Genomic DNA, 23,756 nt, shown 5'->3' with positions numbered 1-23,756 from the left:
TGAAATGAGCTTGTTAATACTATAGTCCAATGACTGTTTGGCTGTCATATTTTTTTCGACAAAGCATCAAACAGCTTGTTGATTCATGAGACGCTAAGGGCTGTATACTTGAATATAGAGAGGGAAATTAGATGAAACCATCTGTTTTAACTGGAATTATCCAAAGACTAGAAGCAATGACAAACACTGATAATGAAACGGAAGTAAGACGTTTCGAATTAGAAGGCGTTGAAAAATGTCAGGTTGCTTATATTACTGAAAGCGACGCATTTGAAATGACGGAGAGTGCAACAGGCACTGTCTTTAGATTTGATGATATTGATTTGGTAGCAATTGAAATCTTTGATTTACTAGGTTAATAGTCAGAATATCACGTTGGACTTCTTCATCTGAGGAAGTCTTTTTTATTGGGGTTTTATCAGTAGCCTTTGATTTACCCGAAGCTTTTCATTGTTTTATTAAAATTAGTCTAAGATGCTTTTTTGCTCAGCAACAAACGCGTCAAGGCAGGATGGAATATGGTATAATAGCAATGCGCAAGAATTGAGTGAAAATCTAGTTAAAGAATGATGCAGTAATTAAAGGAGATATAATGAAGCGTTTTATTACACCTACCTGGACCATTAATTCAATATATTCGATTAAAGGTCTAGATTTATTGACACGAGGATACCATGCAGTGATTGTTGATTTAGATAATACATTAATTGCCTGGAACGAATGGGAACATACACATGACATGGCAGAGTGGATTAAAGACTTGCGAGAAGCAGGGGTTAAAGTTTACTTACTGTCTAATAATAATCACAATCGAGTAGCGAAAGTCGCTGAACCCTTAGAAGTACCTTTCACAGCGGGTGCTTTGAAGCCATTCAAAAAGAACTTCAAACTGGCAGTCGACAATCTAGTGACACCCAACGATAAAATTGTCGTGATTGGAGATCAAGTGATGACAGATGTCATTGGAGCGAATCGTTTCGGTTTAGATGTGATTCTTGTTAAACCAATTGCACAAAATGATAATATTTATACTTGGATTAACAGAAATTTAGAAAAAATAGCGTTAAAAATAGTGGGAATTGATCGCAAAGGAAATTGGGGGGACCAACTTGACTAAAGAAGAATACCAATGTATTGGCTGTGGTGCAGTCATACAAACTGAAGAAGCAAATGAAGCGGGTTATTTACCAGAATCAGCATTAGCGAAAGGCTTAGAGCGTGATAATTTCTATTGTCAACGATGCTTTAGATTACGTCACTATAATGAATTACAAGACTTAACAATTAACGATGATGTTTTTCTTGAAAAATTAAGCGAAATATCAAACGATGATGAAGCCTTAGTGGTTAATGTTGTCGATATTTTCGATGTTGAAGGAAGTTTAATTAATGGTTTAACACGTTTCGTAGGTAATCAACCAATTGTGGTTGTGGCGAATAAATTCGATTTACTACCCAAAGTAACGAAAGAAAACCGTGTGAAACACTGGTTGAAACAAGTACTTCATCAGAATGGTTTAAGAACAGAAGAGGTTTTTCTAATTAGTGCCACTAAAAAGAATACGTTAGAACCGTTGATTGAGTTAATCAAAAAAGAAGTTCAAACCCAAAACATTTACATTGTAGGTGTGACCAACGTAGGTAAATCTACTTTGATTAATCAATTGATAGCCTATTTTGGTGGTGAAAAAGAAATTATTACAACGTCGAATCATCCAGGGACAACATTGGATATGATCCAAATTCCTTTAACTGATAAGCATTCGATTGTTGATACACCTGGGATAGTTCACCGCACTCAGTTGGCTCACTATTTAAATCGTGAAGAAATCAAACAATTGTTACCATCGAAGCCTTTAAAACCGATGACTTTCCAATTGAACTCAGATCAAACAATTTTTATTGGCGCAGCCGCACGAGTTGATTTTACACGTGGAAAAAGAGCAGCCTTTACCTATTATGTGTCACAAGATGCTAAATTACACCGCACAAAAACAAGCGGCGCAGCGGAGTTTTATGAAAAACATCGTGGTGAACTATTAAGCCCACCCTATAAAGAATCTCTAGAAAACTTTCCAGAGTTAGTTTCAAGAACCATTCAATTAAAACCAGATCAAGATGTTGCGATTTCTGGTTTAGGTTGGTTTACAGTAAATGAACCAGCAGAAGTGGTGGTCTGGACCCCTAAAGGTGTGGGACTATCGATTCGCGACGCAATTATTTAAATTTAAAGGAGTTATTTATGGAAAAATTATCTAAAACACAAGTAAAATACTTACGTAAAATTTCACATTCACATAAACCAATTTTCCAATTAGGGAAATTAGGCTTAACAGATGTATTCATTAAACAAGTGGATGAAGCAATTGAAAAACGTGAATTAATTAAATTTAATATTTTGCAGAATAGTTCTGAAACAATTGAGGAAGCTGCAGCACAAATCGCTGAAGCAATCGATGCGTATGTTATTCAGACAGTTGGAAACACAGCGATTTTATATCGTGAATCAAGTAGAGAGAAATTTCAAAAGATTAGTTTAGACGTATCGAATATTGCATAAGGAGCCGATGTAAATGACAGTCGAAACAGTGGGCAGAAGTTTTCTTTCGTTAGATGAAGCCTTAGATAGCTTTAGCTTTACACAAGAAGCCGTTCAACCGACGCCATCAGGACGTTATCGAATAGGGATATTAGGGGGGACATTTAATCCACCTCACCTTGGTCATTTGTTGATGGCAGAACAAGTAGGCAATCAGCTAGAACTTGATGAAGTTTGGTTTATGCCAACAGCGAAGCCGCCTCATGCACCAGGAAAAGAAACGATCGCTTCACAGCATCGTTTACAAATGGTGCAAAAAGCGATTGCCGGTAATCCATTATTTAGATTACAGCCTTATGAAGTCAATCGTGGTGGGAAAAATTATACTGTCGACACGATGCGTCATTTCGTTTCTGAATTTCCGGAGTCTGATTTTTATTTTATCATTGGCCAAGATAGTGCACGTGATTTATATACTTGGCGCAATATTGATGAGCTCGTTCAACTCGTTCAGTTAGTAGGCGTTAGGCGACCTGGAGAATTACCTTACAATAGCGCTTATCCAGTGTTATGGGTAGATTCACCATCTGTTGATATAAGTTCGACTGAAATTCGTTTACGTGTTTATTTAGAGCAATCAATTCGTTATCAAGTTCCGCGTGAAGTGGAAGAGTATATCGAGAAACACAGACTCTATTCGAGCAAATAGAAAGAGGGCAATAATATGAGTATCATGTATTCTAATGAATTCATCAATTGTTCACGCGATGACTTACTTGGAGAGTTACGCAAACAAATTAAGCCAAGTCGTTTTGCTCACGTTTTACGTGTTGAAGAGACAGCTTTAAAAATTGCTGAGCCTTTGGGTGTAAATCTAGAAAAAGTCAGTATTGCTGCCTTGATGCATGATTTTGCAAAAGAAATGGATGATCAAGCGATGTTTCATTTGGCCTTTGCTTATTGGCCCAATGAAGCGTTAAAAACAGCAACGGGTGATATCTGGCATGGTCCTGCAGCAGCGCAAATTTGTCGAACTGACTTCAACTGTCAGGATGAATCGATTTTAAAGGCTATTGCTGGACATACGACTGGTTGGTTTGAAATGGACCAACTTGCAAAAATTATCTATATGGCTGATTACATCGAGCCAGGGCGAGATTTTAAAGGCGTTAAGAAAGCTCGTCGACTGACTGGTGAGAACCTCACAGAAGCCTGTGAGTATAAAATGATTCGTACAATAAACTATTTACTGAAGCAACGAGTAGCCATTTTCACTGGAACCATCGATATTTATAATGCTTGGGTGAGTACACAAGAGAGTTCAATTTAAAGGGAGACATTATGACAAATAAAAATTATGAAAATTTAGAAGTAATTGTAAAAGCCGCAGATGACCGTTTAGCTCAAGAAATTATGGTAATGGATGTTGCTCAATTAACACCATTAGCAGATTATTTCATGGTAATGCATGCTAAAAATGAAAAACAATTAGGCGCAATTGTTGATGCCATTGTTGAAGCAGCTGAAAAGGCAAGTATTCCAGTAAAAAGTGTCGAAGGTAAAGAGGGTGGCAAATGGATCCTAATCGATTTATATGACATTATTGTTCATGTGTTCTACTATTCAGAACGTACACATTACAATGTGGAAAAAGTTTGGAGAGATGCACCACTCGTTGATATTTCAGATTGGATTGCTGGAGAATGAGTTTTTCCGAAATAGCACATGTTTATGATCGTTTTAATGAACTTGATGCTTATGAAGCGTGGTTAGACTTTACGTTAAATTCGCTTGCTCAACAGCCAAAGCAAGTGCTCGATGTAGCTTGCGGGACCGGCTGGTTTCCGCAGTTGTTAGCGCCATTCGTCGATCATATTACTGCAATTGATATTGATGAAGCGATGCTGGATATCGCTAGGAAAGAACAACAGCCCGGAGGAAACATTGAGTTTCAAATGGCTGATATGTTGGCCTTAGATAACTTACCTACTAACTTTGACTTAGTCACTTGTTATGCGGATTCACTGTGCTTCTTAGCAGACCAACAACAGGTTGCTCAAGCTATTAGTCAAATGTATCAAAGACTATCTGACGGAGGTACTCTATTGTTTGATGTGTGGACACCTTATCAAATCAATCAAGTTTTTGACGGATTTAATTATTTTGATAGTGATGACACTGCTGCGATTATTTGGGATAGTGAATCTGAACCGAGTAGAAACCAAGTGAGTCATTATTTAAGCGTGTTTGAACAAACAGAGTCTTCTTTATACAAACGTGTAGACGTCGAATTAACAGAGCGAACCTATCCATTAGAGACTTATCTAAGTGCTATAAAAGCGGCAGGTTTTGGCGATAAAAACATCGAGGTTTTAGTTAATTTTGGAACTAGTCATTTGCATAAAAAACGTGATCGTCAAACAGATCGTTGGTTCTTCCGTTGCGTTAAATAGTGTAGACATTCTTATTTTTGAGGTGATGTATTGAAAGTTGTTGGAATTATAACTGAATATAATCCCTTCCATCATGGGCACCATTACCAGCTTCAAGCGGCTAAACAAACAAGCCAAGCGGACGTTCTCATCGTTTTGATGAGCGGCAATGTCGTTCAGCGAGGTGAATTTGCCGTCTTGGATAAATGGCAAAGGGCTCAATTAGCCGTTCATTACGGAGCAGATTTAGTTCTGGAACTACCTCTATTAGCTAGTCTTCAATCAGCGGACTATTTTGCTAAGACGGGTGTTGAACTCCTGGCGAGGCTTGGCTGTGATACGGTGGTGTTCGGAACGGAAACGGCAACGGAATGTGAACTTAAGGCTCATGTCGCTTGGCTAGAGGAGAATGAGGTGGCTTTACAAGCAGCGATTCAGACATACTTAGCACAAGGTTTTTCTTATGCTGCTGCAATGCAAATGGGCATAGATGAATTAAAGACACAAGAAACAGAAGGCGTTCCATTAGAAACGACTTTTAATCCGACGAGCCCCAATCATATGTTAGGGATTCAATATGTAAAAGCGAATCAAGCCCTAAAACAACCGATGGATATCTTAGCAATTCCACGACTCCTTTCAGCCCAGCAGGCAGAAGTATTTATTCAATTTGATAGCGAACAAGCTAAAATACACAGTGGCAGTCACATTCGTCAACTTTGGCGACAAAAGGCATTAACGACAGATAGTCTTCCGGAAGAAACTTATAAAGAATTAAATAAGGGCCATTCTGTAGGCTGGGAAGACTACTGGCTGCCATTGAAGTACCAACTAACTTGTCATCGTCCAGAGACTTTAAGGCAGGTTTTTGGCGTCAAAGAAGGCCTCGAACATTTATTGTTAAAAAACATCGATACCGCGCTTAGTTTTTCAGACTATCGCCAATCATTAATTTCGAAACGCTGGACGCAATCATCTATTCAAAGAGTCTTGCTAGCCGTACTTTTAGATATTCAAACTGAAGAGTGGGAAAACTACCGCTCAAACATTGAAAAGCGACCTTTATTACGTATTCTTGCTTATCGACCAGCAGGCAGAATCTTGCTGAAACGTTTAAAGAAACATAGTAAAATAGAGTTATTTAGTAACTATGTCCAAAAGTATCAAAAACGGTATGATTTGATGCTAAGAGCAGACCGGATAGTCGCGATAAATCCTCGCGTAAAGGTAGCTGAACAAAACTATAGTCGCTATCCAATACAAGGTGAAAACTAGCCATTTTAATAGTGATATAAAAGTTTAAATAAATTAAAGTGAAAGATTGACAACACTAGTGAAGTTAAGTATAATTTAGTTTGTCGTTTTAGAGGTGATATTATGAAATGGACGATTAGACAGATTCAAGAACATAAAGGCGATTTACTCAATTTTGATGTTCAATTATCGGTCTTTGATCAGGTTAAACTGAGAGATGATTCGGTTATTCATTTGGACCCCGTTCGTGTGGTAGGATATTTCGTACCCTATGATCAGGATATTGTCTTGCACTGTGAACTTACAACAGTGATAACTTTACCATCAAGCCGCAGTCTGAAACCAGTCCGAGTAGAACTATCCGTTCCTATAAGTGAACGTTACATTCTTCCCGGTCAAGCGTATAATGCTGAAGATTACGAGGAAACCGCAATCGAACTTGAATTCGATTATATCGACCTCGACGCGGCTGTCGTAGACGTGGTATTATTAAATATACCCGTGCGTGTCATTGCTCCTGATGAAGAAGAAGGCGCAATGCCGTCAGGTAATAATTGGACAGTCGTAACAGAGGAAGCATACAATGCTCAAAAAGTTGAAGAACAAGTTGAATCGGTAGATCCACGCTTTGAAGCCTTAAAAACGCTAAAACTTAAAGATGATGAATAAACGCATTATCTTGAACCCAAATTAAACCAGGAGGTGTAAGAAAATGGCAGTTCCAAAAAGAAAAACATCAAAAGCAACTAAAAGAAAACGTCGTACGCATTTTAAATTAGAAGTACCAGGCATGAACAATTGTCCTGAATGTGGTGAATTAAAATTAAGCCACCGTGTATGTTCATCATGTGGTTTCTACGATGGCAAACAAGTTGTTGAAACAGCAAAATAATTTACAGAATAAACCGGTGCCTAGTGCACGGTTTTTTTTTTACTCTTTTTTAGAAAACCAAAACATCCAACCACTAAAACTACTGTGAAAATAATGCCATATTCACGTTCCAAATAGTAACTAAGCAGTTTGAAGATATGCGAACATTAAGACTAAGTATTAAGTGAACATGGATCAAATCAGTTGAGTAAACCGATCAAAATCATGTCGCTTTGATTAGATTTAGTGTAAAGTTTATGAAGAACTAACAGGCACTTTATTTGACCTTCTTGATGGAAGAATAAAGTTGACCTTTTTTGACCTATGGTTTATACTAAAACAGTAAACTAATTAAAGGTTAGTAATTAAGGAGGAAATCGAATGAATTTAGTACCTACGGTAATAGAGCAATCGTCTCGTGGCGAACGTGCTTATGATATTTATTCACGATTATTAAAAGATCGTATTATTATGTTAAGTGGACCAATCGACGATAACGTTTCGAATAGTGTGATTGCACAATTATTATTCTTGGATGCACAAGATCCAGAAAAAGATATCTACCTATATATAAACTCTCCAGGAGGAAGCGTCACATCAGGAATGGCGATTTATGACACGATGAACTTTATCAAATCTGATGTCCAAACAATTGTGATTGGCATGGCAGCTTCAATGGGGTCATTCCTATTAGCAGCTGGTACAAAAGGTAAACGTTATGCTTTACCTAACGCTGAAGTAATGATTCACCAACCTTTAGGTGGAGCACAAGGGCAAGCAACTGAAATTGAAATTGCGGCTCGTCACATCTTAAAAACGCGTGACCGCTTAAATAAAATTATCAGTGATAATACAGGTCAACCGATCGAAGTGGTTGAAAAAGATACAGATCGCGACAATTATATGTCAGCTGAAGAAGCAAAAGCCTACGGTCTGATTGACGAAATTATGGAATCCAGTAAGAAATTAAAATAAAATCAAAGAAACTACGGTGCTTTTAAAAGCACCGTAGTTTTTTTGTTTGCGCACAAGTTTACATATTTTGACTAATCAGATACAAGAAGAGGATGAAAACAAGTGAAAGCGCATAAATAATGACAAGGAGTATTGTGAAAAATATACATGATTGGACAAAAAAAGACCATCGTAAGCGCTTGTCATTTTTGATAGAAAACTAAGCTAATTCAATCATTTTGATTGCCATAGCGTAGGATTCATGCTATTATATAGTTTGTGGGGGATTATTACGTTAATTAATAGTTAGTGTTACACTAGACTATTGGACGGAAGTTGCCCATACGAGGAGGGACACTATGGAAGACGTGTTTTCGGTTATACAAGCTATAGTGCCAGATATTCAAGAAGTACTTTCGCTTAGAATTTCGATTCTTCATGAATTAGAACAAACATCGCATCGGATTGGCAGAAAATCTTTGGCACAAAAAGTTCAAGTAACCGAGCGAGTCTTAAGGACAGCAATCGATGTATTACGTGAACAGTCACTAGTCGATGTCAATAATGCAGGAATTAAGTTAACTGCATTTGGTCGACAAAAGATTGAAAGCTATGATGTGTTAGCTAGAAAAGCCAATCGTTTATATGGCTTAGAAATAGCGTTAAAAAAACATTTGAATCTAGAACACTGTTGGGTAATTCCAGGTGATGCTGATTTAGATGAGTTTGTTTATGAAGTGATGAGTCAAGCAGTTCAAGAAGTCTTAAGTACGCATTTATCATTAGGTCGTAATGTGATCGCAGTTACCGGTGGTTCGACTCTTGCAAATATAGGAGGTTACTTCGATGAGAGTCTTTCATCAGAACGTGAATTAGTCTTCGTACCGACAAGAGGTGGCGTAGGTGGTTCGATTCATATTCAATCTAATAATGTAGGTGGCTTGATGGCACAACGTACGAATTCTACTTTTATTCCATTGTTTATTCCAGAAAAAATTACTCAAGATACATCAAAGATACTCTTGATGGATCCTTCCATCAAAAAGGCAATTGAAATGAGTCAGCAAGCAGATTGTTTGTTGCTTAGCGTCGGCGCTGCTGAAGTTATGGCAGACAGACGAGACATAACACCGCAACAGCATCAAGAAATCATTGATGGTCAAGCTGTGGGAGAAGCATTTGGCGTGTTCTATAATCGCGATGGTAAAGCAGTCATTCGACTACCACGTATGGGCATCCAATTAGAGCATCTCGATCACATCCCCTTGATAATCACTGTCGTCGGTGGTGCCTCGAAAGCAGAAGCTACAAGTGCCTTTTTCAAACTTGCCCCAACTCACGGATGGTTAATTTGTGATGAAGGCATAGCTAATCAGGTTTTAAAAGGGGAAACCCTATAAAATAAAATTCCTTAAGGAGGAAGTCAGATTATGACAGTAAAAGTTGGTATTAATGGTTTTGGACGTATTGGTCGTTTAGCATTCCGCCGTATTCAAGAGGTAGAAGGTTTAGAAGTTGTAGCAATTAATGACTTAACAGATGCAAACATGTTAGCTCACTTATTAAAATATGATACAACTCAAGGACGTTTCAACGGTGAAGTTGAAGTACTAGAAGGTGCTTTCAAAGTTAACGGTTCAGAAGTTAAAGTATTAAGCAATCCAAACCCTAATGAAATTCCTTGGGGAGACTTAGGAGTAGATATCGTTTTAGAAGCTACTGGATTCTTTACTTCAAAAGAAAAAGCTGAATTACACTTACAAGGTGGAGCAAAACGTGTTGTTATTACTGCACCAGGTGGAGACGATGTTCCAACTGTAGTTTATAACACTAACCACGAAATCTTAACAGGTGACGAAACAGTTATTTCTGGTGCTTCATGTACTACAAACTGTTTAGCTCCAATGGCAGATGCTTTAAATAAAGAATTTGGTGTTGTTGAAGGTTTAATGACAACTATTCATGCTTATACAGGTGACCAAAATACTTTAGATGCACCGCATAAAGGTGGCGACTTCCGTCGTGCTCGTGCTGCTGCAGAAAACATTATTCCTAACACTACAGGTGCTGCTAAAGCAATTGGTTTAGTAATTCCTGAATTAAAAGGTAAATTAGACGGAGCAGCTCAACGTGTTCCAGTTGCAACAGGTTCATTAACTGAACTAGTAACTGTTTTAGATAAAAAAGTTACTGTTGACGAAGTTAATGCAGCTATGAAAGCAGCAGCTAACGAATCTTATGGTTATACAGAAGACCCGATCGTTTCTTCTGATATCGTCGGTATCACTTACGGTTCATTATACGATGCAACTCAAACAAAAGTTATGACAGTTGGCGACCACCAATTAGTTAAAACTGTTGCATGGTATGACAACGAAATGTCATATACTGCTCAATTAGTACGTACTTTAGAGCACTTCGCTAAACTATAATAAAAAGAAGAGCATAGCGTTTAAACAAGCGTCTATCCAATTATTGGCGGGGAGGCAAGACGCTTCCCTGCCATTTTGCGTGTAAATTTAACTCATTAGGAGGAAAAAATATGGCTAAAAAAACAGTTAGAGATTTAGATGTTAAGGGCAAGGTTGTTCTTGTTCGTGTTGACTTTAACGTGCCAATGCAAGATGGCAAGATTACGGACGACAAACGTATTAGGGCAGCATTAGACACTGTGACCCATTTAATTCAAAACAATGCAAAAGTAGTTTTATTCTCTCACTTAGGAAAAATTAAAAGTGAAGAAGATAAAGTGAAAAATGATTTAGCACCAGTTGCTGAGCATTTAGCAGCTTTATTAAAACAAGAGGTTGCATTCTCAACTGAAACTCGCGGTGAAGCTTTAGAAGCTGCAATCGCAGATTTAGAAGAGGGCGAAGTATTATTAGTTCAGAATACTCGTTATGAAGACTTAGATGGTAAGAAAGAGTCAGGTAACGATCCAGAATTAGGTAAATACTGGGCATCACTTGGTGATGTGTTCGTTAACGATGCTTTCGGGACAACACACCGTGCTCACGCATCTAACGTTGGGATTTCTGCTAACTTAGAATCTGCCGTAGGGTTCTTAGTAGAGAAAGAATTGAAATTCTTAGGTGAAGCTGTTGATAAACCAGAACGTCCATTTGTGGCGATTTTAGGGGGAGCAAAAGTTTCAGATAAGATTAAAGTGATTGAAAACTTATTATCTAAAGCGGATAAAGTAATTATCGGTGGCGGTATGGCGTACACATTCTTGAAAGCACAAGGTAAAGAAGTTGGTGAATCGTTACTAGAATTAGATAAAGTCGATCTAGCGAAAAGATTACTAGAAGAAGCTGGCGATAAGTTAGTCTTACCAGTTGATGTAGTTGTAGCGGATGATTTTTCTAACGATGCGAACACTCAAACTGTATCAGTTGATGACATTCCTGCCGACTGGGAAGGTTTAGACTGTGGACCAGAATCTATCAAACTGTTTAACGAAGTATTGAAAGATGCTAAAACAGTTATTTGGAACGGACCAATGGGCGTATTCGAAATGGAGAAATTTGCACATGGTACAAACGGTGTTGCAGAATCTCTAAGTAACTTAAAAGACGCTATCACAATTGTTGGTGGTGGTGATTCTGCAGCTGCTGTTACACAATTAGGTTACGAAGATAAATTCACGCACATTTCAACAGGTGGTGGAGCTTCGTTAAACTACCTAGAAGGTGTTGTTCTACCAGGTGTAGACGCAATTGACGAAAAATAAACTTATTAGAGGAGATGGCTTTATGACACGCAAACCTATCATTGCCGGTAACTGGAAAATGAATAAAACTCATACTGAAGCTAGCGATTTTGTGGCTGCAGTTAAAGATCAAATCCCTTCAGCAGAACTTGTTGATTCAGTAGTTGGTGCTCCAGCTTTATTCTTAGAATCAATCAAAAAAGGTTCTGAAGGTTCAGAATTAAAAGTAGCTGCTCAAAACAGTTACTTCGAAGACGAAGGTGCCTATACTGGCGAAACTAGTCCAAAAGCTTTAGCAGCTTTAGGTGTAGAATACGTAATTATCGGACACTCAGAACGTCGCGAGTACTTCCACGAAACAGACGAAGAGATTAACAAAAAAGCGAAAGCTATCTTCCGTAATGGTATGACACCAATTATCTGTTGTGGGGAAACACTTGAGCAACGTGAAGCAGGCGAGACTAATGATTTTGTTTCTGGTCAAGTCAAAGCAGCTTTAGAAGGCTTAACTGAAGAGCAAGTTGCTCAATCAGTTATTGCTTACGAGCCAATCTGGGCTATTGGAACTGGTAAATCCTCTTCAGCAGAACTTGCTAACGAAACTTGTGGTGTTGTTCGTCAAGCTGTTGCAGAAGTAACTTCTGACGAAGTCGCTCAAAAAGTACGTATTCAATATGGTGGTTCAGTTAAACCTGAAAACATAGCTGAATATATGGCTCAAGAGCACATCGATGGAGCTTTAGTTGGTGGAGCAAGTTTAGAAGTGGATTCATTCTTAGCATTATTGGAGGCCGTTAAATAATGAGTAAAGCACCAGTAGCATTAATTATCCTTGATGGATTCGCTTGTCGTGATGAAGTTAAAGGCAATGCTGTTAAAGCAGCTAAGAAACCTAATTTCGATCGCTATTGGAATGAGTTTCCTCATAATCAATTGAGAGCTGATGGTGAATTCGTTGGTTTGCCAGAAGGGCAAATGGGGAATTCAGAAGTTGGACACATGAACATTGGTGCAGGTCGTGTGGTATATCAATCACTTACACGTATCAACATCGCAGTTCGTGACGAATCTTTTTACGAGATTCCAGAGTTAATTGAAGCAGTTGAAACCGCGAAAGAAAGTGGCAAATCACTTCACTTAATGGGCTTACTTTCAGATGGTGGCGTTCATTCTCACTATGAGCATTTATTTGCACTAGTACGTTTAGCTAAAAGACATGGTTTAACAAAAGTCTATATCCATGGCTTCTTAGATGGACGTGATGTTGCGCCGGATTCAGCTTTAGGCTATATCCGCCGAACAGAAGAAGAATTGACCGAAATTGGACTTGGAAAATTCGCGTCAATTTCTGGACGTTACTATGCAATGGACCGTGATAAGCGTTGGGAACGGGTTGAAAAGGCGTATGATGTACTTGTTAAAGGAGATGGTCCAGCCTTTTCATCTGCATTAGAAGGTGTGCAAGCATCTTATGATGAAAAAGTATTTGATGAGTTCGTACTTCCTTTCGTTGTAGAAGAAGATGGACATCCTGTAGCAACTATCGAAGATGGTGACTCTGTTGTTTTATTCAACTTCCGTCCAGACCGTGCGATTCAATTATCAACAGCATTAACCAATCCGCTTTTTGATGGCTTTAGTTCAACTAAAACACCTAAAAACTTAAACTTTACGACCTTTACTCACTATAGTGATGATGTGTTAGCAAAAGTTGTTTTCAAAAAAGTAGATTTAGTAAATACTGTAGGTGAAGTGTTATCCAAAGCTGGTAAAACTCAATTGAGAATTGCTGAAACTGAAAAATACCCTCACGTAACATTCTTTATGAGTGGTGGACGTCATCAGGAGTTCTCAGGAGAAAGCCGTATTTTGATCCCATCACCAAAAGTTGCAACTTATGATTTAAAACCAGAAATGTCAGCATACGAAGTGAAAGATGCATTAATCGACGCGATTAACGAAGACACATTAGATGCGATTATTTTAAACTTTGCTAACCCTGATATGGTTGGCCATAGTGGAATGCTTGAACCAACAATTAAAGCAATTGAAGCGGTTGATGAATGTTTAGGAGAAATTGTTGATCTAATTTTATCTAAAGGTGGTCAAGCAATTATTACAGCAGACCATGGTAACTCAGATGAAGTAACAACGCCTGAAGGTGAACCAATGACAGCTCATACGACAAATCCTGTGCCAGTTATTGTGACTAAACACGGTATTGAAGTACGCGATGGTGGTAAATTAGCTGACCTAGCACCAACATTATTAGATTTATTAAATGTTGAACAGCCTGAAGAAATGACAGGTGAAAGCTTAATTAAAGCTTAAGCTTGAAATTTTTATTACACACACGAAATACTTTGCTTTTATTAGTCAGAATGAATACAATTACTTATAGATAGTCACAGAAAGCATAGCTTTACTGCTGATTATACTTATTTCAAAGGAGAGAAATAATATGCCATTTATTACAGATGTTTATGCAAGAGAAGTCCTAGATTCACGTGGTAACCCTACAATTGAAGTTGATGTTTATACAGAAAGCGGTGCGTTTGGTCGCGGAATGGTTCCTTCAGGAGCTTCAACAGGTGAGCACGAAGCTGTTGAATTACGTGATGGTGACAAAGACCGTTATTTAGGTAAAGGTGTTACTAAAGCTGTAGATAACGTAAACAACATCATTGCAGAAGCATTATTAGGTTATGATGTATTACAACAAGCAGCGATCGATACTTTATTAATCGAATTAGATGGTACTCCTAACAAAGGTAAATTAGGTGCAAACGCAATTCTTGGCGTTTCAATTGCAGCAGCACGTGCAGCAGCTGATTACTTAAACATTCCTTTATACCAATACTTGGGCGGTTTCAACACTAAAGTATTACCAACACCAATGATGAACATCATTAACGGTGGATCTCACTCTGATGCACCAATCGCATTCCAAGAGTTCATGATCTTACCAGTTGGTGCACCAACATTTAAAGAATCAATTCGTTGGGGAACTGAAGTATTCCACGCTCTTAAAGATATTCTAAAAGGACGCGGTTTAGAAACATCAGTTGGTGACGAAGGTGGATTCGCACCTCGTTTCGAAAACACTGAAGACGGTGTTGAAACAATCTTAGAAGCTATCAAAGCAGCTGGTTTAGAGCCTGGTAAAGATGTTTACCTAGGATTTGACTGTGCAGCTTCAGAATTCTACGAAGATGGTATTTACAACTACGCTAAATTCGAAGGCGAAAACGGCGCTAAATTAGACGCTGCTGGCCAAGTAGATTACTTAGCTGAATTAGTAGAAAAGTACCCAATTATCTCTATTGAAGATGGTATGGATGAGAACGACTGGGACGGTTGGAAATTATTAACTGAACGTTTAGGCGAGAAAGTTCAATTAGTTGGTGATGATTTATTCGTAACGAATACTGAAATTTTATCTAAAGGTATCAAAAACCATATTGGTAACTCAATCTTAATTAAAGTTAACCAAATCGGTACTTTAACTGAAACTTTTGATGCAATTGAAATGGCTCAACGTGCTGGTTATACAGCAGTAATCTCTCACCGTTCTGGTGAAACAGAAGATTCAACAATTGCTGACATTGCCGTGGCAACAAACGCTGGTCAAATTAAGACTGGTTCGTTATCACGTACAGACCGTGTGGCGAAATACAACCAATTATTACGTATCGAAGACGAATTAGGCGACTTAGCAGTATACCAAGGCTTAGAAGCTTTCTACAACTTAGAAAATAAATAATTGACAGTATGATTCAATAGAAACAGGCTGTAGTTTAACCAAACGCTCTCTTTATTTTATTTTGAGAAAAATAAGATAAGGGGGCGTTTTTTGTTGATAATAGATAGTCTGATTAGATTTTTCATTTTAAATGATGATATAATCTTATATAATTTAACTGGTTTTCCTCGGTTCTTAGCTATTGGACGTGCGTTAATGAGTTATCCTAGATTATTGTTACTAGATGAACCATCGTTAGGTCTAGCACCAATTATCATTAAAAATATTCTGGAGATTATCCATCACAGTTGCCAAGACGGTACAACAGTGTTAATTGTAGAACAAAACGCGGTTCAAACACTAAAAATTGCGGATTATGCCTATGTTTTAGAAGTTGGTAATATCAGTAATGAAGGCAAAGCCAATGAACTATTGCAAGACGCGTCATTAGTTGATTCATATTTAGGAAAAACTAATATCCAATAGGAGGAAATTTAAATGAAAAAATATAAATTTGTTCTAGTTGCAGCATCAGCTACTTTAACGTTGCTTTAGTTGCGCTAACAGCTTTCGCAGACCAAGGGGTTACAGATGAATCGATTTTAGTTGGTAACTCTGCTGCTATTTTAGGGACTTATTCACCAGTAGAGGCGCCGTTTAATGCAGGCATTTTGGCTTATTTTGATTGCATTAATGGTCAAGTCCTTGGAGTGAACGGTGGGATGAGGCTTTAATATTTCACGAAAAGAAGGTCCATTACAATTAAAGCATGTAAATATTTTGCTGAAAGCATAGCATTAGTAAGCTTTTTATGTTACGATTAATTGTAGAGATTTTTTAAGGAGGATGTCCTTTGTACAATGCACTTATGATTGCGTTAATCGTAGTTTCGATTTTATTAGTTATATCAGTGGTAATGCAACCATCTAAAAGTAATGCTGCAAGTTCTTTAACTGGTGGTGGCGATGATGGTACTGTAAAAACAAAAGCACGTGGTTTTGAAGCTTTTCTAATTAGAGCTACTACTGTGTTAGGGATTTTATTTTTTGGGATTGCCATTGTTTTAGCGATTCTATCAACTAAATAAAAACTAAACTTGTACAATCTCTGATTCTTTTATCAGGGATTTTTTAATTCTTATTGACTGTTTAAATCCTAATACACAAAGGGCTTATACTTGAATGTATCTTTCATTGCGTTAAAATGGATGATGTAGAGAGGATGTTGAAATTGACAATTAATATTCCATTTGAGAAAGCTATTTATTTGCCGAGTGAAGGAGCCAAAGTTGGGGTTCTTTTATTACACGCATATACTGGATCAGCTAAAGATATGAATTTGTTAGGACGCCGCTTACATAAATTAGGGTATTCTGTTTTATGTCCTAATTTTAGTGGTCATTGGTCTGACGATATTTTTGATATTCTTAATGCATCTGCCTTTATTTGGTTAGAAGAGGCTCAAGCATCCTATACTTGGTTGAAAAAACAAGGCTTTGAAAAAGTTTTTGTTTTCGGTTTATCAATGGGTGGTATTATGGCGACAGCTTTAATTGCTAATCCATCAAACTCGATTGATGGAGGCGGAATCTTTAACTCACCGGTTGTTACAGTAGAAAGAACCGATGTCTCTAAAGCTTTTATGGGGTATGCCAAATATTTAGCACGTACGACTCAAACCATGGAACAATATGAATTGGATGAAGAAAAAATTCATAAAGCCCATTGGGAACAAATGGATGAGTTGGAACAAGTAAAACAAGCAGTTAAAAAGAAGCTAGCAACTATTGACCAACCTTTCTATATCGCTCAGTCTGCCAAAGATGAGCTGATTGACACGGATGATGTCTACGAATTACAAGACGAATTAATTAATGCTAAAATCGATTTTCATTGGTTCCCAGAGAATACACACGTTATTACGGTTAATCGTGATCGTGTCGATTTTGAAAACAGTGTGATCAGTTTCTTAGCTGATAATACTTAATGACTTTACAAAAAAATATTAATAAAAATAGAGAGGAGGCTGAATATGAGTTTATCTAAATTTGAACAAAAAATATTAGCCTTTTTAAAAGAAAATGAAGAACGAAGTTTTAGTGTGAATGATTTATCATCAGTATTAAACTACGAAGGCACCAAGAATTATAAAAAATTAGTTAAAGCGCTCGCTTTTTTAGAGCGTGTCAGCGAAATTCAATTATTGCCTAATGGAAAGTTTCGTGTGATTTCTCGAGAGGACACAGTGACTGGAACATTCAGATCGAATGGTAAAGGTTATGGTTTTATTCATTATGATGATGAACAACCTGATTTTTTTGTCCCACCTTCACACGTAGGTGAAGCGATGGATGGAGATACTGTTGAAGTAAGTATTATTAAACATGTCGATCCATTAACTGGTAAAGGTTCTGAAGCGAGAGTAGAGAAAGTAACTGAACGTGCAGCAACGCAATTAGTAGGGGAGTTTTTCGCTTATAATCAAACTCAAAGAGAAGAAACAGGTTACTTAGGGTATGTTAAACCCAACGGGGACTATGCGGATGAAGTTCGTATTTATGTTTTAGGAGATGGACTCCATCCAGCGGATCATACAATTTGTATTGTTAAAATTAAAGATTACCCAACAAGCGAGCGACCAAACGTTATGACAGGTTTAGTCGCTAAAGAAATCGGCCATAAAGACGCTCCAGGTGTCGATATTCTCGCGATTCTTTATCAATTTGGTATTCCAAGTGAATTCCCAGAAGAGGTAAAGGAAGCAGCAGAATCAGTACCACAAGTCATAGATGAAGCGGCTATTGAAGGGCGTAAAGACTTACGAAATGAGTTAATTATGACAATTGACGGCGCTGATGCGAAAGACTTGGATGATGCGATTTCTTTAAAGAAAAACGAGGATGGTAGCTTCGAACTTGGTGTACATATTGCAGATGTCTCTCATTATGTTACACAAGGAAGCCCAATCGACGTAGAAGCTTTAGAAAGAGCGACGTCAGTCTATCTAACAGACCGTGTTGTACCAATGTTACCGCAAAGATTATCAAATGGAATTTGTTCCCTACATCCAAATGAAGATCGTTTGACATTAAGTTGTGTAATGACGATAGATCCATCTGGACAAGTAACGAAACATTCTATTTATCCAAGTGTGATTAATTCTTCTTACAGAATGACTTACTCTGATGTAAATGATATTTTAGATGGTAATAGCGACTTACGCGAAGAGTACCAGCAAATTGTACCTATGTTAGAAGATATGTCTGAGTTACACCATATCCTTGAAGACATGCGTTCTGAACGAGGGGCTTTAAACTTTGATGCGCCAGAAGCTAAAATTATTGTAGATTCAGATGGAAACCCAATCGACATTGAATTACGTGAACGATTTATTGGTGAGCGATTAATTGAATCCTTTATGTTAGCCGCTAATGAAACAGTAGCAAAAGAATTTACAAATAAAGCTTATCCGTTTATCTACCGTATTCATGAACAACCGAACTTAGAGAAAATGGATCGGTTCGCTGAATTTGTGACTTCATTTGGGATTGTTTTAAGAGGCGACACTGCTTCAATTAGTCCGAAACAATTACAAGAAGCTTTATCAAGTGTTGAAGGAGAGCCCTTTGAACAAGTTGTTTCGACGATGATGTTAAGAAGTATGCAACAAGCGAAGTATAGTGAAGAGCCACGTGGGCATTATGGTTTAGCTGCAGAAGACTATACACACTTTACGTCACCGATTCGTCGATACCCAGACTTGATTGTTCATCGTCTAATTCATCAATACATAAAAGGCCGTCCAACACCAAAAGAGTCAGAACGTTTAGAAGCAAAACTGCCTGAAATCGCTATTCATAGTTCTCAAATGGAAAGACGAGCAGTTGATGCTGAAAGAGCAACAGATGCGCTGAAGAAAGCTGAATTCATGTTGGATAAAGTTGGAGAAGAATTTGAAGGAATGATTAGTTCAATTACATCATTTGGTATCTTTATTCAATTACCCAATACAGTGGAAGGCTTGGTTCGCTTATCTAATCTAACAGATGATTATTATAACTTTAACCAACAACATTTATTACTGATTGGTGAAAGAACAGGTAAAGTTTACCGAATTGGCCAGAAGGTTAAGATACAAGTAACATCTGTGAATATCGAAGAACGTCAAATTGATTTTGATATTCTAGAAGCAGAGCCTGTTGAAGGCCTTGACATTGATGCATTAAATCGTCAAAAACGTCAAGCCAAAAATGCTAGAACTCAAGATAAAAACAAACGTCAATCAAACACTAACCGTCAAGGTCTGAAAAATGTGGCGGATGGTAAAGGGCGTTCTAATAGTAAGAATTCAAGAGGAAAATCCAAAAGCAATCAGTCGAAGGGGAAAAATAAATTCACCATTCGCAAGCGTAGTAAATAGAGAGTAGACGAGGTGAAAACGATGGCTAAGACCCACGATAAGCCTTTGGCACAAAACCGTAAAGCTCGACACGACTATCATATCATTGACACTTATGAAGCTGGCTTAGTGCTTAGAGGTACTGAAATTAAAGCAATTCGAGATGGTAAAATTAACATTCAAGATGGTTATATCACTATTTATAGGGGAGAAGCCTGGTTGAAGAATGTTCACATCAGTCCATACGATTTTGGAAATATATTTAATCATGATCCATTGAGAGACCGCAAGCTACTGATGCATAAAAAGCAAATCTCAGACCTTCAATCGCAGGTCAAGTTGAACCGAATGACAATCGTTCCGTTAAAAGTTTATTTAGTTCGTGGACGCGCTAAGGTTTTACTTGGTTTAGCAAAAGGTAAAGACAAGCATGATAAACGTCATGCACTCAAAGATCAACAAGCAAAGCGTGACATTGATCGTGCGATGCGTGATAGAGGAAGATATTAAATACAATAACCAATAAAGAAGCAGAGACAATCAATGTCTCTGCTTCTTTATGAATTGTCAAAATATACTATAAATAAATTTTTAATAATTTACACGTAAGTGTAGAACATCATCGTAACTATTCTTAACACAATATTAATTTAAAACTTAATTGTTTTAAATTTGGTGAGTATTTCGCTTGATCAGTCCATATGATATCCAATTGAGACCACCATTTACTCGATTCAATTAAAATAAAGGAGGCTTTGAGATGGCTAATGAGAAACCCTTTAGAAAAAGAAATAAAAATACTGAACGAAAAAAATTGTCTAAGGCTTATAGAAGAGAAGGGCTGCAGGGTTATCTTTTTTATTGCTCCATTGTTAATTGGTTTAGTTGTATTCACTTTGAGACCTTTATTATTTTCATTGTTTGAAGTTTTTCTAATTATGATATGACATCACAGATAGACTTTATTGGTTTTGATAATTATCGTAGGATGTTTAATAATGAGCCACTTTTTTTGGATTTCCTTAGGTAATACACTCTTTTATGTGGCAATCTCTGTTCCATTGACAATAGTTGGTGCTGTTGGCATAGCTTTACTAATGAATCAAAAAATACTAGGCATTCGATTTTTAGAACGATATATTACCTTCCTTCGATTCTTTCCGGAGTAGGAGTCTATTTCTTATGGATGCAATTGTTGAGTCCGCAAACGGGGTTAATAAATATTGCGCTTTCTTAGTCTGGCATCACTGGTCCAGCCTGGCTATTTGATCCTGATTGGACTAAGTCAGCTCTAATCTTTATCAACATATGGAGAGTTGGTGGCTCAATGTTACTTTATCTTGCTAGTCTTCAAGGGATTTCACCTGACTTATATGAAGCTGCTAAAATAGATGGTGCCGGACATCTTTATATCTGGTTTACTATTATTTTGCCTCTTTCAACACCAGCATTAGCAACGATTGCGGTATTCAGTTTTAATGGCGCATGGAATGATTTTATGGGGCGGCTATTATACTTAAATGATGAATCACTCTACACGTTACAGATTGGTTTGAAAGTGTTTAAAGATCAAGTTGCTACACAGTGGAATTATATGATGGCTGGTTCTTTAATCGTCTTAATACCTGTGGTAGTTCTATTTTTCGACTTGCAACGCTATTTTATCGAAGGGATGAATACTTCAGCCAGTACGAAAGGGTAAAAAAACTAGGATTAAAAATCAAAAAATATGAAGGTGCGACTTAGGAGCCAGTCGCACCTTTTTTATGAAAAAATATATTTAACATAAAGAATAGAAATTGACCCTACTATTTGAACAAGCTTTTATTTATTCACGGGGGAGGCGCGCTCATAAATGTATCCTTGCCAGATTAGTAAGTATTGAGTGGTACGAATTGGTTTTCTTTTAGTAACAGAATAATCAATGTGTTTAAGTTGTGTTGTATATTGATAGGTCAAGTCACTTAGTTGGAAAATTGACACATACCCTAAATTAAATTTAAAATTTATCTCAGAAAAATCACTATTGGCCAAAGCGTCGAGAAAGTTACGTTTTAAGGTGTGGTTTAAAACAAAGCCATCGTCTACTAATTGGGCCTGTAAGCTATCAAAAGTATCGGTGTTCACAAAGGCCAGGTTAAAACTTTTCGGGTCATACGTACCATTGGAATTCAATTGGCCAAAGCATTCAATATCCTGAAAGAGTAAGCAATAATCTAATTGTTCTTGATCTAGATATACTAGCTGTCGATAGAGAAAAAGGCGTTCTCTATCGACAGCAGATGATAAGCGAGCAAGGCCAACTTGCGGCTTTTCAAGCAACCAGCTTTCGATAGCAAGATTTTTAACCATTAAGTCGTGTTGCTTTAGTAAGTGATCAAACAATTGATTTTCTAAAGTCAAAGCAAATACTGAGTCATCATCAATTAACAAATGATCAACCATACTATTTTGAATTTCAGCTTGGTAGTAAGCCTGAAATTGTTTATATTGTTGACTATTTATTTGATTCAAATGTAACACACCCCAATAGACAGTTTGACTGAGTACCATAAAAACCATAACTACGGGCAATACAATGCCTTTTTGATTCGGAAATAAAGAGGATAAATTTCGGACGATAAAGGCTCTTTTGCTCATTTGAAGCTCCCTTAAGTTTTAGTCAATTATTAATTGAGTGGTATATTGTTGTTGATTTGTGAAAGCAACTGTTATGGTTAATATCGGGTCAGACCAATTTAAATGCCATTGCTGCACATCATAGAGATAAGGTTGATGACCGGGTGTTTTGTATATTTTTTGATTAGAATGGATGATGGTGAATTGCTTAGTCTTATCAGTCAAAATGATGGTTTCTGGTGATGCACTAATAAATTGATAATTATCTATTTCTAAAGAAATAATTTTAGTGAATAGCTGAAACTCCAGTCCTTTATCTGTTCTAAACGTTTCTTCAATCTGATAATAATGAGTAACTGCCATCGATAGACTATGCATGATGATGGCAAAGACTAACAGAGCGAGTAATGCCTCGAGAAGAGTAAAAGCATTCTTATGGGTGTAAATTGGCTTAAGAGGCGGCTGACGGGCTAATTTCTTCGAGAATAACATCATAGACTTCTCCATCTGAAAATTGAATAAAGCATTGATGAGCTTGGCAATCGAAAGCGTTGACTATGTAAGAACGTTTGGTTGCTATGGAATGTTTAGCGAGTTCAAATTGTTCGTCAGTAACCTTTGGATCCAATCTTAAACTGACTAATTCATGGAATATTTGCCAGTGTTGTGTTTCTCTTTGTAAAGTTGAAACTCTCGATAATTCTAGATAAAAAGCAGGTAAATATAACATTAGAATTAAGCTAAAGAGGCTCAAACCAACGAGTGATTCTATAAAAGTAAAGCCTTTTTTATTGACGTAACTCATACTTTCCACTTCCTAACTGAAAGACCAACTCGGCACGGTGGCCATCGCGGTGGACGAAAACGACGGTACCAAATTGATTGGTGCGACCATCTGGAAAATGTGTGAATTGTAAAGATTGTTCAATACGCCAACAATCTGGAATACTGACTTCTTGAATGGGAGTATCATGACCAACAATTTGAAATTGAACGAAAGGTAAAGTTTGCCAAAAACGAACATAGACTTGGGTTTCTTGCAAGATACTTACTTCCTGTGCGAGGTTTAAGCCAGCTAATACTTGATTAAAAAAGAGTCGAGATTCAATTTTTTCAAGCATTTCATTTGACGGAATGTAGGCTAAAACACTCATGCAGAAAGAAATAACAAGCAAGACTACTAAAGCTTCTGCTAAAGTAAAGCCCATCTTAGCTTGCGTACGCATAAGCAGTTA

Annotated in this window: 29 protein-coding genes; 25 read left to right on the top strand and 4 right to left on the bottom strand. The window is 37.3% G+C overall.

Going from position 1 to position 23,756, the window contains the following annotated elements:
* Positions 1-131 precede the first annotated feature (131 nt).
* The 25 genes from ACTQ45_RS08740 to ACTQ45_RS08620 all read left to right on the top strand — a co-directional run bounded on the left by ACTQ45_RS08740 (position 132) and on the right by ACTQ45_RS08620 (position 21,604).
* Complete coding sequence (locus tag ACTQ45_RS08740) at positions 132-359, top strand: YkuJ family protein (RefSeq protein WP_441752941.1); 228 nt, start codon at positions 132-134, stop codon at positions 357-359.
* 233 nt (positions 360-592) lie between these two features.
* On the top strand, positions 593-1,117 hold the full coding sequence (locus ACTQ45_RS08735) for a YqeG family HAD IIIA-type phosphatase (protein WP_441752939.1): 525 nt from the start codon (positions 593-595) through the stop codon (positions 1,115-1,117).
* The gene (gene yqeH, locus ACTQ45_RS08730) at positions 1,110-2,225 is read left to right on the top strand and encodes a ribosome biogenesis GTPase YqeH (RefSeq protein ID WP_441763468.1); all 1,116 of its coding nucleotides are present in this window, start codon (positions 1,110-1,112) and stop codon (positions 2,223-2,225) included. Before ACTQ45_RS08735 ends, yqeH begins: the two co-directional genes overlap by 8 nt.
* 17 nt (positions 2,226-2,242) lie before the next feature.
* A complete protein-coding gene (gene yhbY / locus ACTQ45_RS08725) occupies positions 2,243-2,560 on the top strand; it encodes a ribosome assembly RNA-binding protein YhbY (protein WP_441763467.1) in 318 nt (105 codons plus the stop codon).
* Positions 2,561-2,573: 13 nt separating this feature from the next.
* Positions 2,574-3,248 carry a nicotinate-nucleotide adenylyltransferase gene (locus ACTQ45_RS08720; RefSeq protein WP_441752934.1) on the top strand — a complete coding sequence of 225 codons (675 nt, stop codon included), beginning with the start codon at positions 2,574-2,576 and terminating at the stop codon, positions 3,246-3,248.
* Positions 3,249-3,263: 15 nt separating this feature from the next.
* Positions 3,264-3,869, top strand: coding sequence for a bis(5'-nucleosyl)-tetraphosphatase (symmetrical) YqeK (gene yqeK / locus ACTQ45_RS08715; RefSeq protein ID WP_441752932.1), 606 nt, complete (start codon positions 3,264-3,266; stop codon positions 3,867-3,869).
* A gap of 11 nt (positions 3,870-3,880) precedes the next feature.
* Entirely contained in the window at positions 3,881-4,246 is a 366-nt protein-coding gene (gene rsfS, locus ACTQ45_RS08710) for a ribosome silencing factor (protein WP_441752930.1), read from the top strand.
* Entirely contained in the window at positions 4,243-4,992 is a 750-nt protein-coding gene (locus ACTQ45_RS08705; RefSeq protein ID WP_441752929.1) for a class I SAM-dependent DNA methyltransferase, read from the top strand. The genes rsfS and ACTQ45_RS08705 overlap by 4 nt, the downstream gene beginning before the upstream one ends.
* A gap of 30 nt (positions 4,993-5,022) precedes the next feature.
* On the top strand, positions 5,023-6,246 hold the full coding sequence (locus ACTQ45_RS08700) for a tRNA(Met) cytidine acetate ligase (protein ID WP_441752928.1): 1,224 nt from the start codon (positions 5,023-5,025) through the stop codon (positions 6,244-6,246).
* A gap of 102 nt (positions 6,247-6,348) precedes the next feature.
* On the top strand, positions 6,349-6,894 hold the full coding sequence (locus tag ACTQ45_RS08695; RefSeq protein ID WP_441752926.1) for a YceD family protein: 546 nt from the start codon (positions 6,349-6,351) through the stop codon (positions 6,892-6,894).
* 43 nt (positions 6,895-6,937) lie between these two features.
* Complete coding sequence (gene rpmF / locus ACTQ45_RS08690; RefSeq protein ID WP_441752924.1) at positions 6,938-7,117, top strand: 50S ribosomal protein L32; 180 nt, start codon at positions 6,938-6,940, stop codon at positions 7,115-7,117.
* A gap of 360 nt (positions 7,118-7,477) precedes the next feature.
* Positions 7,478-8,071, top strand: a complete 594-nt coding sequence (gene clpP, locus ACTQ45_RS08685) for an ATP-dependent Clp endopeptidase proteolytic subunit ClpP (RefSeq protein WP_441752922.1) — start codon at positions 7,478-7,480, stop codon at positions 8,069-8,071.
* Positions 8,072-8,409: 338 nt separating this feature from the next.
* Positions 8,410-9,450, top strand: coding sequence for a sugar-binding transcriptional regulator (locus tag ACTQ45_RS08680; RefSeq protein ID WP_441752920.1), 1,041 nt, complete (start codon positions 8,410-8,412; stop codon positions 9,448-9,450).
* A 30-nt stretch (positions 9,451-9,480) separates the two neighbouring features.
* Positions 9,481-10,482, top strand: coding sequence for a type I glyceraldehyde-3-phosphate dehydrogenase (gene gap / locus ACTQ45_RS08675; protein WP_441752919.1), 1,002 nt, complete (start codon positions 9,481-9,483; stop codon positions 10,480-10,482).
* 110 nt (positions 10,483-10,592) lie between these two features.
* A complete protein-coding gene (locus ACTQ45_RS08670) occupies positions 10,593-11,783 on the top strand; it encodes a phosphoglycerate kinase (protein WP_441752917.1) in 1,191 nt (396 codons plus the stop codon).
* A 22-nt stretch (positions 11,784-11,805) separates the two neighbouring features.
* Entirely contained in the window at positions 11,806-12,564 is a 759-nt protein-coding gene (gene tpiA / locus ACTQ45_RS08665) for a triose-phosphate isomerase (RefSeq protein ID WP_441752916.1), read from the top strand.
* Positions 12,564-14,093 (top strand): 2,3-bisphosphoglycerate-independent phosphoglycerate mutase, encoded by a 1,530-nt coding sequence (gpmI, locus tag ACTQ45_RS08660; protein WP_441752915.1) that lies wholly within the window; start codon positions 12,564-12,566, stop codon positions 14,091-14,093. Before tpiA ends, gpmI begins: the two co-directional genes overlap by 1 nt.
* 130 nt (positions 14,094-14,223) lie before the next feature.
* Positions 14,224-15,525, top strand: coding sequence for a phosphopyruvate hydratase (gene eno / locus ACTQ45_RS08655; protein ID WP_441752913.1), 1,302 nt, complete (start codon positions 14,224-14,226; stop codon positions 15,523-15,525).
* Between the two features lie 195 nt (positions 15,526-15,720).
* Positions 15,721-15,990 (top strand): hypothetical protein, encoded by a 270-nt coding sequence (locus tag ACTQ45_RS08650; protein WP_441752912.1) that lies wholly within the window; start codon positions 15,721-15,723, stop codon positions 15,988-15,990.
* A gap of 367 nt (positions 15,991-16,357) precedes the next feature.
* Complete coding sequence (gene secG, locus ACTQ45_RS08645; RefSeq protein WP_441752911.1) at positions 16,358-16,591, top strand: preprotein translocase subunit SecG; 234 nt, start codon at positions 16,358-16,360, stop codon at positions 16,589-16,591.
* A 143-nt stretch (positions 16,592-16,734) separates the two neighbouring features.
* Positions 16,735-17,490 (top strand): alpha/beta hydrolase, encoded by a 756-nt coding sequence (locus ACTQ45_RS08640; RefSeq protein ID WP_441752909.1) that lies wholly within the window; start codon positions 16,735-16,737, stop codon positions 17,488-17,490.
* 45 nt (positions 17,491-17,535) lie between these two features.
* Positions 17,536-19,923, top strand: a complete 2,388-nt coding sequence (gene rnr, locus ACTQ45_RS08635) for a ribonuclease R (RefSeq protein ID WP_441752907.1) — start codon at positions 17,536-17,538, stop codon at positions 19,921-19,923.
* Between the two features lie 21 nt (positions 19,924-19,944).
* Entirely contained in the window at positions 19,945-20,412 is a 468-nt protein-coding gene (gene smpB, locus ACTQ45_RS08630; protein WP_441752905.1) for an SsrA-binding protein SmpB, read from the top strand.
* Between the two features lie 250 nt (positions 20,413-20,662).
* On the top strand, positions 20,663-20,827 hold the full coding sequence (locus ACTQ45_RS08625) for a hypothetical protein (RefSeq protein ID WP_441752903.1): 165 nt from the start codon (positions 20,663-20,665) through the stop codon (positions 20,825-20,827).
* Between the two features lie 318 nt (positions 20,828-21,145).
* On the top strand, positions 21,146-21,604 hold the full coding sequence (locus tag ACTQ45_RS08620) for a carbohydrate ABC transporter permease (protein ID WP_441752958.1): 459 nt from the start codon (positions 21,146-21,148) through the stop codon (positions 21,602-21,604).
* Positions 21,605-21,726: 122 nt separating this feature from the next.
* On the opposite strand, the gene ACTQ45_RS08615 is transcribed toward ACTQ45_RS08620, so the two are convergent.
* From ACTQ45_RS08615 to comGD, 4 genes are read right to left on the bottom strand one after another with little or no spacing between them, the layout of a single operon-like run.
* On the bottom strand, positions 21,727-22,542 hold the full coding sequence (locus tag ACTQ45_RS08615; protein WP_441752901.1) for a hypothetical protein: 816 nt from the start codon (positions 22,540-22,542) through the stop codon (positions 21,727-21,729).
* An 18-nt stretch (positions 22,543-22,560) separates the two neighbouring features.
* Complete coding sequence (locus tag ACTQ45_RS08610; RefSeq protein ID WP_441752899.1) at positions 22,561-23,013, bottom strand: competence type IV pilus minor pilin ComGF; 453 nt, start codon at positions 23,011-23,013, stop codon at positions 22,561-22,563.
* Complete coding sequence (locus tag ACTQ45_RS08605; protein ID WP_441752897.1) at positions 22,973-23,326, bottom strand: prepilin-type N-terminal cleavage/methylation domain-containing protein; 354 nt, start codon at positions 23,324-23,326, stop codon at positions 22,973-22,975. The genes ACTQ45_RS08610 and ACTQ45_RS08605 overlap by 41 nt, the downstream gene beginning before the upstream one ends.
* The gene (gene comGD / locus ACTQ45_RS08600) at positions 23,310-23,747 is read right to left on the bottom strand and encodes a competence type IV pilus minor pilin ComGD (RefSeq protein WP_441752895.1); all 438 of its coding nucleotides are present in this window, start codon (positions 23,745-23,747) and stop codon (positions 23,310-23,312) included. The genes ACTQ45_RS08605 and comGD overlap by 17 nt, the downstream gene beginning before the upstream one ends.
* Positions 23,748-23,756 lie beyond the last annotated feature (9 nt).

This window comes from Fundicoccus sp. Sow4_D5 (assembly GCF_052116365.1).
Taxonomy (GTDB): Bacteria; Bacillota; Bacilli; order Lactobacillales; family Aerococcaceae; genus Fundicoccus.
The sequence above is the reverse complement of the archived record's forward strand: the minus strand, read 5'-3'. Positions and strand labels throughout refer to the sequence as shown.

What these genes read in the sequence shown, in the direction of transcription:
- ACTQ45_RS08740 (WP_441752941.1), top strand. Translation starts at nt 132, where the DNA reads ATGAAACCATCTGTTTTAACTGGAATTATCCAAAGACTAGAAGCAATG.
- ACTQ45_RS08735 (WP_441752939.1), top strand. Translation starts at nt 593, where the DNA reads ATGAAGCGTTTTATTACACCTACCTGGACCATTAATTCAATATATTCG.
- yhbY (WP_441763467.1), top strand. Translation starts at nt 2,243, where the DNA reads ATGGAAAAATTATCTAAAACACAAGTAAAATACTTACGTAAAATTTCA.
- ACTQ45_RS08720 (WP_441752934.1), top strand. Translation starts at nt 2,574, where the DNA reads ATGACAGTCGAAACAGTGGGCAGAAGTTTTCTTTCGTTAGATGAAGCC.
- yqeK (WP_441752932.1), top strand. Translation starts at nt 3,264, where the DNA reads ATGAGTATCATGTATTCTAATGAATTCATCAATTGTTCACGCGATGAC.
- rsfS (WP_441752930.1), top strand. Translation starts at nt 3,881, where the DNA reads ATGACAAATAAAAATTATGAAAATTTAGAAGTAATTGTAAAAGCCGCA.
- ACTQ45_RS08705 (WP_441752929.1), top strand. Translation starts at nt 4,243, where the DNA reads ATGAGTTTTTCCGAAATAGCACATGTTTATGATCGTTTTAATGAACTT.
- ACTQ45_RS08695 (WP_441752926.1), top strand. Translation starts at nt 6,349, where the DNA reads ATGAAATGGACGATTAGACAGATTCAAGAACATAAAGGCGATTTACTC.
- rpmF (WP_441752924.1), top strand. Translation starts at nt 6,938, where the DNA reads ATGGCAGTTCCAAAAAGAAAAACATCAAAAGCAACTAAAAGAAAACGT.
- clpP (WP_441752922.1), top strand. Translation starts at nt 7,478, where the DNA reads ATGAATTTAGTACCTACGGTAATAGAGCAATCGTCTCGTGGCGAACGT.
- ACTQ45_RS08680 (WP_441752920.1), top strand. Translation starts at nt 8,410, where the DNA reads ATGGAAGACGTGTTTTCGGTTATACAAGCTATAGTGCCAGATATTCAA.
- gap (WP_441752919.1), top strand. Translation starts at nt 9,481, where the DNA reads ATGACAGTAAAAGTTGGTATTAATGGTTTTGGACGTATTGGTCGTTTA.
- ACTQ45_RS08670 (WP_441752917.1), top strand. Translation starts at nt 10,593, where the DNA reads ATGGCTAAAAAAACAGTTAGAGATTTAGATGTTAAGGGCAAGGTTGTT.
- tpiA (WP_441752916.1), top strand. Translation starts at nt 11,806, where the DNA reads ATGACACGCAAACCTATCATTGCCGGTAACTGGAAAATGAATAAAACT.
- gpmI (WP_441752915.1), top strand. Translation starts at nt 12,564, where the DNA reads ATGAGTAAAGCACCAGTAGCATTAATTATCCTTGATGGATTCGCTTGT.
- eno (WP_441752913.1), top strand. Translation starts at nt 14,224, where the DNA reads ATGCCATTTATTACAGATGTTTATGCAAGAGAAGTCCTAGATTCACGT.
- ACTQ45_RS08650 (WP_441752912.1), top strand. Translation starts at nt 15,721, where the DNA reads ATGAGTTATCCTAGATTATTGTTACTAGATGAACCATCGTTAGGTCTA.
- rnr (WP_441752907.1), top strand. Translation starts at nt 17,536, where the DNA reads ATGAGTTTATCTAAATTTGAACAAAAAATATTAGCCTTTTTAAAAGAA.
- smpB (WP_441752905.1), top strand. Translation starts at nt 19,945, where the DNA reads ATGGCTAAGACCCACGATAAGCCTTTGGCACAAAACCGTAAAGCTCGA.
- ACTQ45_RS08625 (WP_441752903.1), top strand. Translation starts at nt 20,663, where the DNA reads ATGGCTAATGAGAAACCCTTTAGAAAAAGAAATAAAAATACTGAACGA.
- ACTQ45_RS08615 (WP_441752901.1), bottom strand. Translation starts at nt 22,542, where the DNA reads ATGAGCAAAAGAGCCTTTATCGTCCGAAATTTATCCTCTTTATTTCCG.
- ACTQ45_RS08610 (WP_441752899.1), bottom strand. Translation starts at nt 23,013, where the DNA reads ATGTTATTCTCGAAGAAATTAGCCCGTCAGCCGCCTCTTAAGCCAATT.
- ACTQ45_RS08605 (WP_441752897.1), bottom strand. Translation starts at nt 23,326, where the DNA reads ATGAGTTACGTCAATAAAAAAGGCTTTACTTTTATAGAATCACTCGTT.
- comGD (WP_441752895.1), bottom strand. Translation starts at nt 23,747, where the DNA reads ATGCGTACGCAAGCTAAGATGGGCTTTACTTTAGCAGAAGCTTTAGTA.